The organism is Clostridium pasteurianum DSM 525 = ATCC 6013, assembly GCF_000807255.1.
GTDB classification, from domain to species: domain Bacteria; phylum Bacillota; class Clostridia; order Clostridiales; family Clostridiaceae; genus Clostridium_I; species Clostridium_I pasteurianum.
Window position 1 is genome coordinate 4,236,187 of record NZ_CP009268.1, and the last position, 16,880, is coordinate 4,253,066.

The 16,880-nt window shown below is 29.4% G+C and carries 15 protein-coding genes and 8 tRNA genes; 1 reads left to right on the forward strand and 22 read right to left on the reverse strand.

Annotation, left to right across the window (positions count from 1 at the left end):
* Positions 1–55 precede the first annotated feature (55 nt).
* From CLPA_RS19320 to CLPA_RS19400, 17 genes are all read right to left on the reverse strand, one after another.
* Positions 56–131 (reverse strand) — tRNA-Thr (locus CLPA_RS19320).
* Positions 132–139: 8 nt separating this feature from the next.
* A tRNA-Asp gene (locus CLPA_RS19325) sits at positions 140–216 on the reverse strand.
* Between the two features lie 8 nt (positions 217–224).
* Positions 225–300: transfer RNA gene (locus CLPA_RS19330), tRNA-Val, on the reverse strand.
* Between the two features lie 6 nt (positions 301–306).
* Positions 307–381 (reverse strand) — tRNA-Glu (locus tag CLPA_RS19335).
* A gap of 14 nt (positions 382–395) precedes the next feature.
* A tRNA-Thr gene (locus tag CLPA_RS19340) sits at positions 396–471 on the reverse strand.
* Between the two features lie 7 nt (positions 472–478).
* Positions 479–555: transfer RNA gene (locus CLPA_RS19345), tRNA-Asp, on the reverse strand.
* Positions 556–563: 8 nt separating this feature from the next.
* Positions 564–639: transfer RNA gene (locus CLPA_RS19350), tRNA-Val, on the reverse strand.
* 6 nt (positions 640–645) lie between these two features.
* A tRNA-Glu gene (locus CLPA_RS19355) sits at positions 646–720 on the reverse strand.
* 137 nt (positions 721–857) lie between these two features.
* Entirely contained in the window at positions 858–1,661 is an 804-nt protein-coding gene (locus CLPA_RS19360) for a pyruvate, water dikinase regulatory protein (RefSeq protein WP_003445062.1), read from the reverse strand.
* Between the two features lie 116 nt (positions 1,662–1,777).
* Complete coding sequence (locus tag CLPA_RS19365) at positions 1,778–2,161, reverse strand: CoA-binding protein (RefSeq protein ID WP_003445061.1); 384 nt, start codon at positions 2,159–2,161, stop codon at positions 1,778–1,780.
* Between the two features lie 127 nt (positions 2,162–2,288).
* A complete protein-coding gene (locus tag CLPA_RS19370; RefSeq protein WP_003445060.1) occupies positions 2,289–3,530 on the reverse strand; it encodes a BaiN/RdsA family NAD(P)/FAD-dependent oxidoreductase in 1,242 nt (413 codons plus the stop codon).
* Between the two features lie 36 nt (positions 3,531–3,566).
* A complete protein-coding gene (locus CLPA_RS19375) occupies positions 3,567–4,316 on the reverse strand; it encodes an acyl-[acyl-carrier-protein] thioesterase (protein ID WP_003445059.1) in 750 nt (249 codons plus the stop codon).
* A 110-nt stretch (positions 4,317–4,426) separates the two neighbouring features.
* A complete protein-coding gene (locus tag CLPA_RS19380; RefSeq protein ID WP_003445055.1) occupies positions 4,427–4,612 on the reverse strand; it encodes a DUF1858 domain-containing protein in 186 nt (61 codons plus the stop codon).
* A 109-nt stretch (positions 4,613–4,721) separates the two neighbouring features.
* A complete protein-coding gene (locus CLPA_RS19385) occupies positions 4,722–6,008 on the reverse strand; it encodes an adenylosuccinate synthase (RefSeq protein ID WP_003445054.1) in 1,287 nt (428 codons plus the stop codon).
* Positions 6,009–6,039: 31 nt separating this feature from the next.
* The gene (locus CLPA_RS19390; RefSeq protein ID WP_003445052.1) at positions 6,040–7,446 is read right to left on the reverse strand and encodes an NAD(P)/FAD-dependent oxidoreductase; all 1,407 of its coding nucleotides are present in this window, start codon (positions 7,444–7,446) and stop codon (positions 6,040–6,042) included.
* A 152-nt stretch (positions 7,447–7,598) separates the two neighbouring features.
* Positions 7,599–8,144 carry an NADH peroxidase gene (locus tag CLPA_RS19395; protein WP_003445045.1) on the reverse strand — a complete coding sequence of 182 codons (546 nt, stop codon included), beginning with the start codon at positions 8,142–8,144 and terminating at the stop codon, positions 7,599–7,601.
* Positions 8,145–8,396: 252 nt separating this feature from the next.
* Positions 8,397–9,332, reverse strand: a complete 936-nt coding sequence (locus CLPA_RS19400) for a dipeptidase (RefSeq protein ID WP_003445044.1) — start codon at positions 9,330–9,332, stop codon at positions 8,397–8,399.
* Between the two features lie 263 nt (positions 9,333–9,595).
* Here CLPA_RS19400 and CLPA_RS19405 point away from each other — a divergent pair, with 263 nt between their 5' ends.
* A complete protein-coding gene (locus CLPA_RS19405) occupies positions 9,596–9,838 on the forward strand; it encodes an AbrB/MazE/SpoVT family DNA-binding domain-containing protein (RefSeq protein ID WP_003445043.1) in 243 nt (80 codons plus the stop codon).
* A gap of 116 nt (positions 9,839–9,954) precedes the next feature.
* On the opposite strand, the gene CLPA_RS19410 is transcribed toward CLPA_RS19405, so the two are convergent.
* The 5 genes from CLPA_RS19410 to pfkB form a co-directional block, all read right to left on the reverse strand.
* On the reverse strand, positions 9,955–11,286 hold the full coding sequence (locus tag CLPA_RS19410) for a vWA domain-containing protein (RefSeq protein ID WP_003445042.1): 1,332 nt from the start codon (positions 11,284–11,286) through the stop codon (positions 9,955–9,957).
* Positions 11,287–11,301: 15 nt separating this feature from the next.
* The gene (locus CLPA_RS19415; RefSeq protein WP_003445041.1) at positions 11,302–12,438 is read right to left on the reverse strand and encodes an AAA family ATPase; all 1,137 of its coding nucleotides are present in this window, start codon (positions 12,436–12,438) and stop codon (positions 11,302–11,304) included.
* Positions 12,439–12,451: 13 nt separating this feature from the next.
* Positions 12,452–13,213, reverse strand: a complete 762-nt coding sequence (locus CLPA_RS19420; RefSeq protein ID WP_003445039.1) for a hypothetical protein — start codon at positions 13,211–13,213, stop codon at positions 12,452–12,454.
* 262 nt (positions 13,214–13,475) lie between these two features.
* Positions 13,476–15,392, reverse strand: coding sequence for a PTS fructose transporter subunit IIABC (locus CLPA_RS19425; RefSeq protein ID WP_003445037.1), 1,917 nt, complete (start codon positions 15,390–15,392; stop codon positions 13,476–13,478).
* Between the two features lie 203 nt (positions 15,393–15,595).
* Complete coding sequence (pfkB, locus tag CLPA_RS19430) at positions 15,596–16,510, reverse strand: 1-phosphofructokinase (RefSeq protein ID WP_003445035.1); 915 nt, start codon at positions 16,508–16,510, stop codon at positions 15,596–15,598.
* Positions 16,511–16,880 lie beyond the last annotated feature (370 nt).

Genomic DNA, 16,880 nt, shown 5'->3' on the forward strand with positions numbered 1-16,880 from the left:
TATTAAATTAATTTCAAAAAAACAAAAACTTTCTAGATATTAACCTAGAAAGTAGTGGTGCTGGCAATAGGAATTGAACCCATAACCTACTGATTACAAGTCAGTTGCTCTACCAATTGAGCTATGCCAGCTTAAAATATGGCGACCTGGAAGGGGATCGAACCCTCGACCTCTGGCGTGACAGGCCAGCACTCTAACCAGCTGAGCTACCAGGCCATATTTTGTGGTGGGCATTACAGGGCTCGAACCTGTGACCCTCTGCTTGTAAGGCAGATGCTCTCCCAGCTGAGCTAAACGCCCACAAAATGGTGACCCCTACGGGACTTGAACCCATGTTACCACCGTGAAAGGGTGGTGTCTTAACCGCTTGACCAAGGGGCCTTATTAATTTATAATGGTGCTGGCAATAGGAATTGAACCCATAACCTACTGATTACAAGTCAGTTGCTCTACCAATTGAGCTATGCCAGCTAAAATATGGCGACCTGGAAGGGGATCGAACCCTCGACCTCTGGCGTGACAGGCCAGCACTCTAACCAGCTGAGCTACCAGGCCATATTTTGTGGTGGGCATTACAGGGCTCGAACCTGTGACCCTCTGCTTGTAAGGCAGATGCTCTCCCAGCTGAGCTAAACGCCCACAAAATGGTGACCCCTACGGGACTTGAACCCATGTTACCACCGTGAAAGGGTGGTGTCTTAACCGCTTGACCAAGGGGCCTTATTAATTTTTTGATGCTGCTCTTGCGACCTAACAATAAATATGATACAAAAAAAAACACCTAATGTCAACATAAATTTTTATTTTTTTTATATTTTTTTTAACTACAAAAATTTAAATACACATTTTTCCATATATCACAAAATATTTTTGATGGACTCCATAATAATTAAAGCAGTATCTTCAATAGCCCTTTTTGTTACATCTATTACTCTACAATTTAATTTTCTCATAATATTATCTGCAAATTCTAATTCCTGAAGAACTCTTTCTGCATTTGCATATTGTATATTTTTATTAATAACACCAAACTTATTCAATCTATGCCTTCTTATATCTATAAGCTGAGTTGCTTCTATTGTAAGGCCTATTATCTTTTTTCTGCTTATTTCATACAGCTCCTTTGGAACATCTACTTCAGGCATTAAGGGTATATTCAATGCTTTAATACCTTTGTTGGCCAAATACATGCATAAGGCCGTTTTAGAAGTTCTAGATAATCCTATTAAAATTACATCTGCCTTCTTTATACCATTATTATCTTTACTATCATCACATTGAATTGCAAATTCTATAGCTTGGATTCTCTTATAATATCTAGAATTCATATCCCAGACAGCACCAGGTTTATATTCAGGAACTTTTTTTAACATTCTTGATATTATACTAATTGAAGGAGCTAACACATTATTTATTGGAATACCTAATTTCATACATCTTTCTATGAGAAATTCTCTAATTTCGACTAAAATTATTGTAGATATAACTATACTATTTTTTACATCTTCAATACCATTTACGAAATCGTCTACATCTTGTATCCTATTTATATAAGTTATTCTCTTAATTTCAATAGGTTCATTAAATTGACTTGAAACAGCTTTAGCTACCTGTTCTGCTGTTTCACCAATAGAGTCTGATACAGCATAAATAGTTAACATTATACATCCCCCTTTTTATAAACTCCTTAATCTAATATAAAAAAATAACTAATCAATATAAATAAAATATAAAAATCTATACAGTTTTATTAGCTGTTATATAATATAAAATAATATTATAATATGGAATTTTTATGCTGAAGTTCAACTAATGCACAACCCTCTATAGCAGTAACATTATTATATTTGCAATAATCTAGTATCTCTTTACTTTCTGCACCTGGTTGAATAAGTATCTTATCTATATTTAACTCACTTGCTTCTTCTAATATTTTAATACCCATCTTGGGATTTATACATAAATCTATAACATCTATTTTATATTTAACATCTTTTAGAGATGTAAATATTTCTTGCGATTTTATTTTAGGATTAACACCTGATACATTATATCCTTCATTTTTTAATCTATTTAATATTTTATAAGCATATTTAGAGCTATTCAATACATCTCCTATCACTACCCAATTTTTATAATTCATTAAATTACTAGCATTCATATCCTTAATTCTCCCTTTCTCATTACAATAATATCTAATTAATAAAGGTAAAATTATATTATTGCAATATAAAATACTTTCACAATGCTATTATAAACTAAATACATATAAATATCCTTAAAAATATTTAGCTTAAATTACAAGCTGCACTTTTTCCTGCAATATAGCCTGAACTCCAAGCCCATTGAAGGTTAAATCCTCCACAATCACCGTCTACATCTAATACTTCTCCACAAAAATATAAATTATCTATAATTTTTGATCTAAGAGTATCTATCCCTAAATATTTTGTGTCTACTCCTCCTGCCGTAACCTGTGCATTATTAAAGGAATTAGTACCACTAACTTTAAACTTCCAGCTTTTAAGTAAACTATATATATTTTTTTTCTCTTGCCAAGTTAATTCTATACAAGGCTTATGTATATTATCTAATTGTGCTTCCTTTAAAATTATAGGTATCATTTTTTTGTTAATTATTCCAATCAATGAATTGAAAACACTTCTATAATTAAACATTCCCCAATGATTTTCTAAAAATTCTATTAAATTATCCATTGTATATTGAGGTAACATATCAATAGTTATATCTACGCTTTTTCCATCTTGAAGAGCTTTTGATGCAATACCACTTATTTGTAGTATAGGCGGACCTGATATACCATAATCAGTGAAAAGAATCTCTCCAAATTCACTTCTTTTTTTCTTATCATTAATCCAAACATGAGAATATCCATTGAATTTTATCCCTGATAGTGCCTTTAAGTTTTTGTATTTAAGGTGTAATTGTACTAAAGCTGGAATGGGATTAATTATATTATGACCAAAAGATTCAGCAATAGAATAACCACTACCGTCAGAACCTGTTTTAGGGGCAGCCTTTCCTCCGGTAGCCACTATCAATCTATTACAACAAAATGTATCCTCCTCATTACATATAGAAATATTAATTTTAGAATTTTTCATATTAATTTCTTTAACTTTTTTATTTAGATATACTGGAATTTCTCTTTCCTCTATAGCCATTCTAAAAGTATCTAAAACAGATGAAGCTTGAAAAGACATAGGATAAACTTTGCCATCTTCTAATACAGTAAGAGGTAGTCCTATAGAATTAAAAAATGTTTTTGTCTCTTTAAAACTAAAATTCTTCAAACAATATTCGAAAAATCCATAATTATCACTATGATACCTGGAATAATCTTTACATGTATTACTTATATTACATCTACCATTACCTGTAGTAAGCAACTTTTTACCGATTCTATCATTTCTCTCTATAATAGCCACATCTTTTCCTAAGTCTTTAGCTGTAATAGCTGCCATAATTCCAGATGCACCGCCACCAACTATAATAATATCATGTTTCAAATTTTTTCTCTCCTTCATAATAAACCAAACTATAATTTATTCTTTAATCCATGTAGTTTTAACTAAATTTAATCTATCTCCATTAGAATTCAAAAGAGATGTATAAATTATATATCCATTATCAACTTCCACTGTTTCTCCTAAAGCTTTAACAACTTCTCCATAAGCAGTTTCTTTGTCATAATTTATTTTTAATTGACTAAGTTTATAATTGTTAATTATATTTTTTGGAATTGTCTCCAGTGCCCAAGAAACATATTTTACATTATTTACATGCTTATTTGTGTCTATATCACTATATCTTACAACAAAATTTTTTTCCTCAGTAATATTAATTGGAACTTTTAATTTTTCAAATTCAATTGGACTACTATCCTTTTTAGTAAGGCCAAATTTTTCAATTATTTCATCTTGAATTTTGCATGGTCTTCTTCTCTTTATATTTATCATAAACCATAGTGAATTAGCCTGAGCGATGGTTTCTCCCGAAGAGTTTATAATATCAAATTTTCTGTAAGCATAAAATGTTCTTACCGAATGTGCCCAAGTTCTTACTCTCAATTTTTCCCCTAACATAGCATATTTATATATTTTTATATCCCATTTATATACAACCCAAGCTATATTGTTTTTCAAAAGATAATCTATTCCCATATCTAAACTTTCTGAATGATTTAATGCTAAATCTTCAAAATAATTTATAAAAGTTGCAATAAAAACCCTTCCATTTCTATCTACTTCATAATGATGAACCTTATAATATTCTTCATATATTTTATTTCCCATATTATTTCTCCCCCATAGTCATTAATGAATACAATATGTAAAAATTAAAAATAAGCACTGAATTTAAAATAAACCCAGCGCTCATAATTTCTAAAATTTATGTTTATAAATTATTTGTTTAATGCTGCTAATAAATCATCTAAATCTAATGCATGAACTACTGCAGCTTGTTCTAATGTTTCACCTTGAGATGATGGACATCCTATACATCCCATACCAAAGCTCATTAATACTTGTGCTTTTTCAGGATAAGTTCTTACTACTTCACCTATAGTTGTATCTTTATTAATTTCCATAATTTATACCTCTCTTCTCTTAATATTTAGTATTTATATTATAACATATTTAATAAACTGTTAAAGTATGTTCTGTTATTTTTAGCTATAATATATGAATATTATACAATTATATCTCACTAACCACAATAGTCTGATCTCTTCTTGGTCCAACTGAAACTATAGAAACTTTTGTATCTGTTAGTTCTTCTATCCTTTTAAGATAAATTTTGGCATTACTAGGAAGATCCTCATAGGTTCTTGCAGCCTCTACACTAGAATCCCAACCATCAAATTCTTCATATACTGGCTTACAAAGAGCTAAATCCTCAAGGCTCGCTGGCACATAGTCTATAATATTTCCATTAAGCTCATATCCTACGCATACTTTTACTTTATCTATTCCAGCTAAAGTATCTATTTTAGTTACAGCAAAACTTGTAAGACCTGAAACTCTAGCTGCTGATTTTAAAATTACAACATCAAGCCATCCACATCTTCTTGCCCTTCCTGTAGTTACACCATACTCATGGCCTTTATCTCTTATGTGTTCTCCCATTTCATCAAAAAGTTCTGTAGGAAAAGGTCCTTTTCCTACTCTGGTTGTATATGCTTTAGCAATACCTATAGCACTATTAATCATAGTAGGTCCTATTCCAGCTCCAGTACATACACCTCCTGCAATTGTACTAGATGATGTAACAAATGGGTATGTTCCATAATCTATGTCTAATAAATTTCCTTGAGCTCCTTCAAACAGAACATCTTTACCTTGCTTTATTTCATTATAAACTCTTACAGAGGCATCAGCTACAAAGGCTTTTATTTTCTCTGCATATCCTATGTATTCGTCATATATAGTGTCAAAATCAAAGGTATCCATACCATATGCTTTAGATAAAACAGTATTTTTATCAGAAATGTTTTCTCTAAGTTTTTCTTTAAAGACATCCTTATGCATTAAATCACATACTCTTATTCCACATCTCTCAGCCTTATCTGTATAACAAGGTCCTATACCCTTTCCCGTAGTGCCTATATCATTTTTACCTCTTATTTTTTCTTTTGCCCCATCCAAACTTCTATGGTAAGGCATTATAAGCTGTGCTCTATCACTAATTAGTAATTTTTCAGGTGTAACCTTTACTCCTAAACCTTCAAGATATTCTATTTCTTGAAACATAGCTTTAGGATCTAAAACTACTCCATTTCCTATTACATTTAACTTATCTTCATATAATATACCTGATGGTATAAGATGAAGTTTATACTGCTTTTCACCTACTTCAACAGTGTGGCCTGCATTATTTCCGCCTTGAAATCTAACAACTACATCTGCTTCCTCTGCAAGATAGTCTGTCATTTTACCTTTACCTTCATCACCCCACTGAGCTCCTAAAACAATAAATGCTGACATAATAATTCCTCACTTTCCATTCGGATTAAATTTAACTTGATTTTACTATATTTCTAGCCACTATAACACCAGTTACAGATGCTTGCATAAGTCCTCTCGTAATTCCAGCTCCATCACCTATAGTATATAAATTCTTTATTTCTGTCTCAAATTTCTCATTTGTTTCAATCTTACTTGAATAAAATTTCACTTCAATTCCATATAGAAGTGTATTCTTACTATATAAACCAGGTGCAATTTTATCAAAAGCTTTTAAAGCTTCTACTATCGAAGTCAGATATCTTTGGGGAAGTACAAAACTTAAATCACCAGGTACTGCTGATTTCATAGTTGGTATAGTTGTTGATTTTTTAAGTCTCGATTCATTTGTTCTTCTTCCCATAAGTAAGTCGCCAAGCCTTTGAACCATTATTCCTCCACCAGTCAACATATTGCCAAGCTTTGCAATGTATTGACCATAATCTATTGGCTGATTAAAAGGTTCTGTAAAAGTAGTCGAAACAAGCATAGCAAAGTTAGTATTATTTGTTCTTAATTCTTTTTCTCCATAACTATGTCCATTCACAACTGCCATCCCCTGATCATAATGTTCTTCAGATACTACTCCACCAGGATTCATACAAAAAGTCCTAACTTTATTATCAAAGGTATCAGAATAATAAACAAGTTTTGCTTCATATAAATCTTTAGTCAAATGATCCATAATTGAATTTGGCACTTCTACTCTAACACCTATATCCACTTCATTATTGGTGGTTTTTATACTTAATCTTTTCGCTTCCTTTGTAATCCATTCAGCTCCACCTCTACCTGGAGCAACCACTAAATTTTTAGTTTGAATTCTAAATTCTCCTGATTTGTTTTTTATATCTATTCCCTTAATCTCATTATCTTCGGCTATTATATTTACAGCCTCTGTAAGTTCTTGAAATTCAGTATTAGTTTCTTCTATGAGATACAGGTACATTTTTTTTAGAACTTCATATGCAAGCTCAGTACCTAAATGTCTTACAGGACATTCAACAAGGCGAATATTATGCTTACTAGCTTCATATTTTATCTCATCTATTTTTTCATTGTTTAAACCATAAACAATTTTATTAGCCCCAAAATTTAGATATACATCATCACAATAATTTATTAGGTCCTGTGATTCTTTCTGTGAATAATAATCTAAAATTCGACCTCCAACTTCTGGACTTAAAGATAATTTACCGTCAGAAAAAGCACCTGCCCCTGACCATCCAAAAGTTATTCCACAAGGATTACAATTTATACATTTACCAGTCTTTCTTGCAGGACATACTCTTTTTTCAATATTTCTTCCTCTATCAATTATTAAAACACTTAATTCTGGTTTAATTTTTGCAATTTCGAGGGCAGTAAAAATTCCTGCTGGACCAGCTCCTACTATAACAATGTCATAATTAGTTTTCAACTTGTATCCCTCCCTTTAACATATTATCAGAGCAATGGAAGCTAGTCAATACAAGTGACGAATATTAATACAAGCTTAAATTATATAGTTCGTATTAAAACACAAAAGCAAAATGGCTTCCTCCTATTGAGAAAGCCATTTTGTTTTTTATTTTATTTAAAATATCTATTTAATAAACCTTTGAATGCTTTTCCGTGACGAGCTTCATCTTTACACATTTCATGAACAGTATCGTGAATAGCATCGTAATTAAGTTTCTTAGCTAAAGTTGCTAATTCCTTTTTACCTTTGCAAGCACCATATTCTGCTTCTACTCTAACTTCAAGATTTTTCTTAGTATCAGCACCTACAACTTCTCCAAGAAGTTCTGCAAATTTAGAGGCGTGTTCTGCTTCTTCAAAAGCTATTCTTTTATAAGCTTCTGCTATTTCAGGATATCCTTCTCTATCTGCTTGACGACTCATAGCAAGGTACATTCCCACTTCTGTACATTCACCAGTAAAATTAGCTCTTAATCCTTCTACTACTTCTGCATCTACACCAGCAGCAACTCCAATTTTATGTTCATCTGCCCATTCTTCTTTATCATCAGTCTTTTCTACAAATTTATCTTTTCCTGCACCACATTGAGGGCATTTTTCTGGTGCTTCTTCTCCTTCAAATACATATCCACAGACTGAACAAACAAATTTCTTCATAATAAATTATTCCTCCTAAAATTTTATTATTTATATTATTATTTAATTTTTATTTAAGGTAAATGGTAATGCCATCGCCAACATTTATTATTATATAATAATTATTATCGATAATCAAGTACTTTTTCAATAAATTTTTAATTTTTCAAATTTATTTTCTAAGATCCACATAATTAATAAATACTACATATGAATATATTTTATAAAATTATATTTATATGTAGTATTTTATATAGAATTCATTTCCTAGAATTATATATCTTTTATTATTCTTAAAGCATTTTTATAAAATATTTTTTCAATACTATCTTCGTTAAAACCATTTTTTTTCAGTTCATTCTCAAGCTTATACATTTCTGATGTATCTTTTATCTCAACATCACAATCTATTCCATCAAAATCACTGCCTAATGCTATCACATCTATTCCTCCAATTTTGTAAATATGTTTTATATGAAGAATAATATCATCTATTTTGCTAGTAGTACTTTTACCTAAAAATTTATTATAAAAATTTATTCCCATAATTCCACCTCTATTTGATAACTCTTTTATCATGGAATCAGTTAAATTTCTTGGATGATTAGCTATAAATCTAGAATTAGAATGAGATGCAATAAATGGTCTCTTAGAAGCTGCAGCTACATCGTAAAATCCCCTATCTGAAAGATGTGACACATCAATAATCATATGAAGTTTATTCATTTCTTCTAACACTTCATATCCAAATTTAGTTAATCCTCTTTCCATATATTCTTTTTTTGAATTTGGAAATCCTATTTCATTTGGATAATTCCAAGTTAAAGTTATTAACCTTACTCCCAATCTATAAAAATTTCTCAAATTACATAACTTACCATTTAAAGTTTCTCCACCCTCTATAGTTAAAAATGCAGATAACTTATTCTCATTGTTATTATTAATTAATTCATCATAAGATTTTACAAATCCTATTAAATCATCATTATCTTTTAATTCTGTATAGAACTTATCTACCATAGCTAAGCAATATTCCAGTGGATCATCAATAAGTCTTGAATTTATAAATAGAGCAAAAAACTGTGCTAGATTATTACCACCTTTTAGTTTTTGAATATCCACACTAAAATTATTTTTTCCTAAATTAGATGTATGGGGATTATCCATAAGTTTTGAAATAGTATCACAGTGAAAGTCTATTACTTTCATATATATACCTCCAATATATAAGCTCTATATTACATTATAACACTATTGTGAATAAATTTTTATCTATGTTATCGACTAAAATACTATAATGTATTTATATTTCTCATATATTTGTCGAAAATAATCGATAAGCTTTTTGAAATTCTGAATTATTTATTATATATTTATACTTTTCATAAAAAACAGCTTGACTTTATGTGCAATGATTGATATCATTTAATTAGTTAATAAGTCGATTTTTGTTATTTAAGGGGGATCTTGTGATGAAATCAACAGGAGTTGTAAGAAAAGTAGATGAACTAGGTAGAGTGGTTATTCCTATAGAATTAAGAAGAACATTAGAAATAGGAGAAAAAGATGCTCTAGAAATATATGTGGAAGGCGAACATATAATTTTAAAGAAATATCAACCTGCTTGTATTTTCTGTGGAGATGCAAGAGATGTTACAAATTATAAAGGAAAAAACATCTGTAAAAATTGTATGAGCGAATTAAAAAATGATTAATTAAAGTAAGCTTTTAAAACTTTAATTTAATATTGCTTTTAACAATATTAAGGAGAATGTAGGAAATTTATTTTTCCATATTCTCCTTAAACTAATTTATTATATATTAAAATTTCTTATTTTGCCCATTCGCTTCTTATATCCTTCATAGCATCTCTAATGAGATCATAACCATTAGCTCTTTCCTTCTTTTCTACAGAACTATTTAATCTAAATATTATTCCCATAGGATTTTCAAGTGACAATTCTTCATTTATACCAGTTAATACCCAAATAGTTTTATAATTATAAGATTTAACTATAAGTTCTTTTTCTCCCACTCCATCTGTAAAAAATATAACTACATAATCTCTAAGCCTTTTATCATATATATATTGAAATACTGGAGAAAATTTAGTTCCTCCTTTAGTATTTATCTTTTCTTTAATATCTTTTATATTTTTAACTTTATATATCCTTCTTATTTCTTCATCACATTCAATTATTGATATGTCAAAAGGATAATTTTTAACTATGGAGAAAATTTCTATCATGGATTGTTCTATTTCTCTATCTGTCATACTTCCACTAATATCAATAGCTATTAGTATTTTTACTATTCTATTTGATAATTTTCCTCTTATATCTAATCTATTAGGCTGTCTTCTATCTTTTCTTGTTACAGTTTTTTTATGACCTGATGGTAATGTACCAATTATATTTTTAAGATAATCTTTCCATGCAATTTCAGATGTTCTATTAAGTGCCTTCATAAGTACATCTATACTTTCAGGTACTTTCTCTTTATATGCATTGTTAGCCGTCTTTTTTATTATTTCATCTATTTGACCTAAAGTAATATCATCGTCCATATCATTCCAAATTTCATGTAATTTTAAAAAATCCTTTTCAAATTCCTCTTGCTTTTTAATTTTTTTATCTATACCCTTCTGTATCTTTTGGGCATATTGTTCCATAGTCTTATCTTCTTCTAGTTCTATATTATAAGCTAATTTTACATTTTCAAGCTGTGCTGACCAGGGTGGTAAATACATCAAATATTGATTTATAGATACATCCATAGCAAGATTTATAGCAAGCTCACTATATTTATTTTTTAATTTTTTTGCTCTTATATAATGTTTACTCATAATATGATATATTTCATGTTTAATTAAAGCTTGCATTTCCCTTAGTGTACACTCTAAAAATATAGTTGGATTAAAATACGCTGTAAAGTACGCACCAGATAATTTCGTTTCTAAGGCAGTAGAAAGTTTAAAATTTATTTTTCTTTTAATCTGAATAAAAAATAATCCAAAGAAATTTTCATCACCTGTCATAAGAGATAAATTACACATTGCTATTAATTGTAAAAATCTTTTCTCAAATTCAGTAGAACTATCAATTCCTATTTGAACTTCTTCATACAGTTCATTTTTTAAAATTTCAAATTTATTTTGATCCATACCTTTCTTCCCCTCTTAATTTAAATATATAGAAAAGAAGTCTTCAATAAAATCTTTATTCATTAAGAATTCCCTGTAGATATTATCTTCATAACTTTCTTTAAGTTCTTTCATTATAGCAAGCCTTAAATCTGATGGATAATATCTGAGTAATTTAGAAAATATATCTATCATTTGTATTCTATCATCACTATTTTTTATGTACTCAAAAACATTTTTAGCTATTAAATATAATCTTGAGTGATTTTCACTTTTTATTTCTTCTATGATTTCTGAAGTTAACCTATCCTCTAAAAACATTCTTTCTGGGGTAATAATAGGTCTCTTATTGCTATCTATAAAGTTCATAAATTCCTGTGCTATACTGTTTCCAACATTTCCCTTTATAACATTATATATAATATTCTTATGTACTGCTTTAGATTTGCTTAAATATAATCTATATGCATTAGAAACTCTCTCCCAGCTTCTTGGTGTTGCCTTTACCATTTCTATTGAATTAGGAGTATGAAGATATTCCGGAAATAAAGATATAAAATTTACTATATCTTCATGTATGTTTTGAATTTTATCATTTTTTTCAATACCCCAACCAATCCAGCTCTTTGCATCTGCTTCTACTTCTATCCATACAAAACGATCTTCTTGTGCTGCATCCATATCTACTACTTGATAATCTGTATTATTGTATTTTTCATATTTATTAGAAGGGTTCATAGCAGCTACAACTTTTACTTGTCTAGGTATTTTAAAACTATTTATTTCTCTATCAAGTATTATATTCATTAATTCTTGTTGTACACTATGTTCACAACGATTTAATTCATCTATAAATAATATTATTGTTTTATCAGAATCTTTACTTAAAACTCTATCTATTTCCTGCAGCTTAGTATGCACAGCATAAACAGTTCTCTTAATCTTAATTGCTTCACCATCTACATGCATTATATAATCTTCTACAGTAGGGAGTCCTCCTATTTCACCTTCCTTTAACATATTTCCATCTATATTAATATAATAATAATTGTTTTTCTTACAAAAACTCTTTATAATAGTAGTCTTTCCAATACCACTTTCTCCTACTAATAGTGGAACTCCACCACTTTCTATAACTAACTCTACGCATTTCAATGCATCATTAAAATTCATATTATACTTCTCCTTAATATGATAAATTATAATCAACAAAAATTCTTTTTGCATTTTCACTGCCATAATTATAGATAAAATTAGTTTTATCCATAGTTAATACATTACAATTGATAAACTTTAAAATATAGTTTTTATCTATATTTTCACTTTTAAACTTATCCCTAAGAATTTCTTCAACCCAGTCCATATCGATTCTAGTTCCTGCATATTTTATTATATCTATATTATCTTCTAAAAAAGTTCTCATATCATCTTCATTTATATCATTTATATAGTTAATAGCTTCTGCATTCTCCATTATAGCCTTTCTCTTTACAGCCATAGTGGGATTATTTATATATTTCAATGCTCCAAAATGTCCTGAAATTGATATTAATTGAGTTGCTTCTGAAGGATTTTCTATATATTTTATTGAATCCCAGTCTTTTTTTACTGCAATTTCTTGAATTTCTTCAGATGGATTATTTATATATTGTAATGCCCATCCCTTAATTGAAACAGCTTTTTTTATAACCTTTTCTGAAGGATTTTTTATAAGTTTAAGAGTATTCCAAGCGCCTTGTACAGCAAATAAATTCATTTCTTCTGTTGGATTTTCTATATATTCAATAACCCAAACATTCTTTTTAAGAGCCTCCCATTGAACATACTGAAATGGATTTTTTATATATTTCAGTACACTTGGATTGCTTTTAACTGCCTGAAGTTGCATTTCCTCTGTAGGATTATCTATATTTTTAATATAATAGGGATCTTTACGTATAAACTCCATATATATCACCTCTTAGACTTCAATTACTTTCCATTATTAATTATAATTATATATCATTTGTGCATCAATATCTAATTTCATAACCTAGATGTTGATGCAAATTGATGACTTGAATAGCCTGGGTTAAAAAAATCCAAATTTATATTCCAGGCTGAATATTTATACTGTTTAAATATTAAATTTATTTCTTAATAAAATAAAAGACATACAAACTTACATTACATGTTTGTATGCCTTTTCAAATTATACTATAAATATATTATTATGCTTGAACTTCATTTTCCTTAATAGGTTTCTTTAGTATCGCAAGTAATAAACAAGTTACTACAGCACCAATTGCAACAGCTAGAAGATAAAGTAATGGATTTCCTTTAACTATTCCAAATACAAATATTCCACCATGAGGTGCTGGTAATCCTATATTAAATAGCATTGTAAGTCCACCAGTAATTGCTGCACCAACTACAGATGCTGGAATTACTCTAGCAGGATCTGCTGCTGCAAAAGGTATAGCACCTTCTGTTATAAAACATAAACCCATTATATAACAAGTAAGACCTGAATTTCTTTCCTGTGCATTAAATCTATTTTTAAAGAATGTAGTAGCTAATGCAATTCCAAGAGGAGGTACCATTCCACCTGCCATGATAGCAGCATGTGGATAGTAATTTCCTGAAGATATCATTGCAATACCAAATGTAAAGGCAGCTTTATTTATTGGACCACCCATATCTATACACATCATACCGCCTAAAATTACACCAAGTATAACTTTATTAGCTGTTCCCATAGAACTTAGTACATGTTGAAGCCATAAATTAAAGGCATTAACAGGTCCTATTACTACAATAAACATTATTGCCCCGGTAATAAGAATTCCAAGAAGCGGATAAATAAGTACTGGCTTTATTCCATCGAAAGCTTGAGGTAATTTATCAAATACTTTTTTAAGTAATACTACTATATAACCACCTAAGAAACCTGCTATTAAACCACCTATAAATCCAGCACCATTATTAGCAGCAATTAATCCACCTACCATTGCTGGAGCGAATCCTGGTCTATCTGCTATACTCATTCCAATAAAACCAGCAAGTACAGGTACCATAAGTGCGAAGGCATTTGCTCCACCTATATCATTAAGTAATTTTGCTATATAATTATAACTTGGATCTTTAGGATCATAAGCTTTAATTCCAAACATAAAGGATATGGCAATTAGTATACCTCCACCAACGACAAAAGGAAGCATATTTGAAACACCACTCATAAGATGTTTATAAAAGCCAGACTTTTCTCCCTTTGCTGAATCTGAACTATCACTTCCACCTTCATGTTTATAAATTGGTGCATCTCCGTTTAATGCCTGAGTTATAAGTTCTTCTGGTCTCTTTATTCCCTGAACAACAGGAACTTGAATAACTTTTTTGCCGTCAAATCTAGCCATTTCTACCTTTTTATCTGCTGCTACAATTATTCCTGATGCTCTATTTATCTCATCTTCAGTAAGCTTATTCTTTACACCTGTAGATCCATTAGTTTCTACCTTTATATTGACACCCATCTCTTTAGCTTTATTTTTTAAAGCATCTGCAGCCATATAAGTATGAGCTATACCTGTAGGACAGGCAGTTACAGCTAATACTAACCCCTTTGAATCCTCTGTTTCCTTTACCTCAGTTTCTTCTACAACTGAATTTTCCGATTCTTCTTCTGACATTTTTTCTTCTTCTTCATTATCTACCAATCTTAAAATTTCATCTTCAGATTTAGCTTCTAAAAGCTTAGCTTTGAAATCTGGATTCATAAGCATTGTAGATAATCTTGACAATGTCTCTAAATGTGTACTGTTAGCTCCCTCACTTGCAGCTATCATAAAAAATATGTTAGCTGGATTTCCATCTAAAGAATCATAATCTATTCCTGAAATAGATCTACCAAAGGCAAGAGCTGGAGTTTTTACTGCAGCTGTCTTAGCATGTGGTATAGCAATTCCATCACCTATACCTGTTGAAAATTCGGATTCTCTTTTTAAAATAGCTTTTTTATAATCTTCTTTATTATTTAATCTTCCAGCACTATCAAGCTTATCTACCAATTCATCAATTACTTCTGCTTTTGAAGTAGCTTTAAGATCTAAAATAATAGTATCTTTCTTTAAAAGTTCTGTAATCTTCATTTTTTTCCTCCAAAAAAATAGTATATAATAAATATATAAACATCATTCCTCTCCATCATTTAAAATCTTAATTAATAAGAAAAAGAATAATGGGATTAAGATGTATCAAAAACTATTATCTTCTTATCTTTACTAAATTATCATAAAAGGTTTTCACCTATTATACATAATTATAAAAGCATTTTATATTATTCCATAATAAATTATTGCAATCTAGTTACAATTACTTGAGGTAAATAATGTTCTACATCTTCTTTTTTACATAAGTCTTTAGAAAATGCTGTTGCACTTCCAGATGTAGCACCCCATCTAAATGCTTCCACTATATCTGAATTTTTAGAATAGCTTGCTAAAAATCCAGCAATAACAGAATCTCCAGCTCCTACTGAATTTTTCACAGTTCCTTTTGCTGGTGAAGCATGATAAACTCCACTATCACAAATTAAAAGGGCTCCTTTTGCAGCCATAGATATAATTACATTTAATGCTCCCATATCTCTAAGTTTTTGTGCATATTTTATAATTTCTTCTCTCTCTTCCAACTCTACATTAAATATCTCACCTAATTCATGATTATTAGGTTTAATTAAAAATGGTTTATTTTTCAATGTAGCAACTAAAGCTTCCCCAGTAGTATCAACTACAACCTTTACCTTATTAGTTGCACATTTTTCTTGAATTACAGCATATATGTCTCTTGGCACTGAGTTTTGTACATTACCAGCTAATACCAAATAATCATCAGCACCTAATTTACCTATTATATTAAATAACTTTTGAAGATCTTCTTTAGTTATAATAGGACCACCGCCATTAATTTCTGTTTCCTCTTTCGACTTAAGCTTAACGTTTATTCTAGTATCACCTAATACTTCTACAAAGTCTGTTTGTACACCTTGATCCTCTAAAGAATCAACTATAAATTTCCCAGTAAAGCCTCCTATAAAACCTAATGCTTTACTCTTTACTCCAAGATTATTTAAAACTCTTGAAACATTTATACCTTTTCCTCCAGCAAACTTTTCTTCACTAACTACTCTATTTACTTCTCCTGCTTTAAAATCATCTACATTTATAACATAATCTATTGCTGGATTGAAAGTTACTGTATATATCATACTTATTCACAACCTTTTCTATTGTTTTTATGATTGTTATGTATTTATCATAATACAAAATCAATCAACAAACAACATGTATATTCAAATTTAATCATAATTTTTTACAAAAACTTAAATCTTATTCGCTTTTCGTTATTAAATTCAATGGTATTCATCTATATTTTTATATATTTAATAAATCCTATTGAATTTATTTTGCAATATTATTCATGTTAACTTTTATTTATAATTTTACTATTCATTGTAATTTAATTTATTTAATTATTGCTTTCTCTTTACTGTAAATTATAGTATTCTCAACTTATAACATTATATTCATTTCTATTATTTAATAATATTTTATGTATAACCTTAATCAAAGAATCTT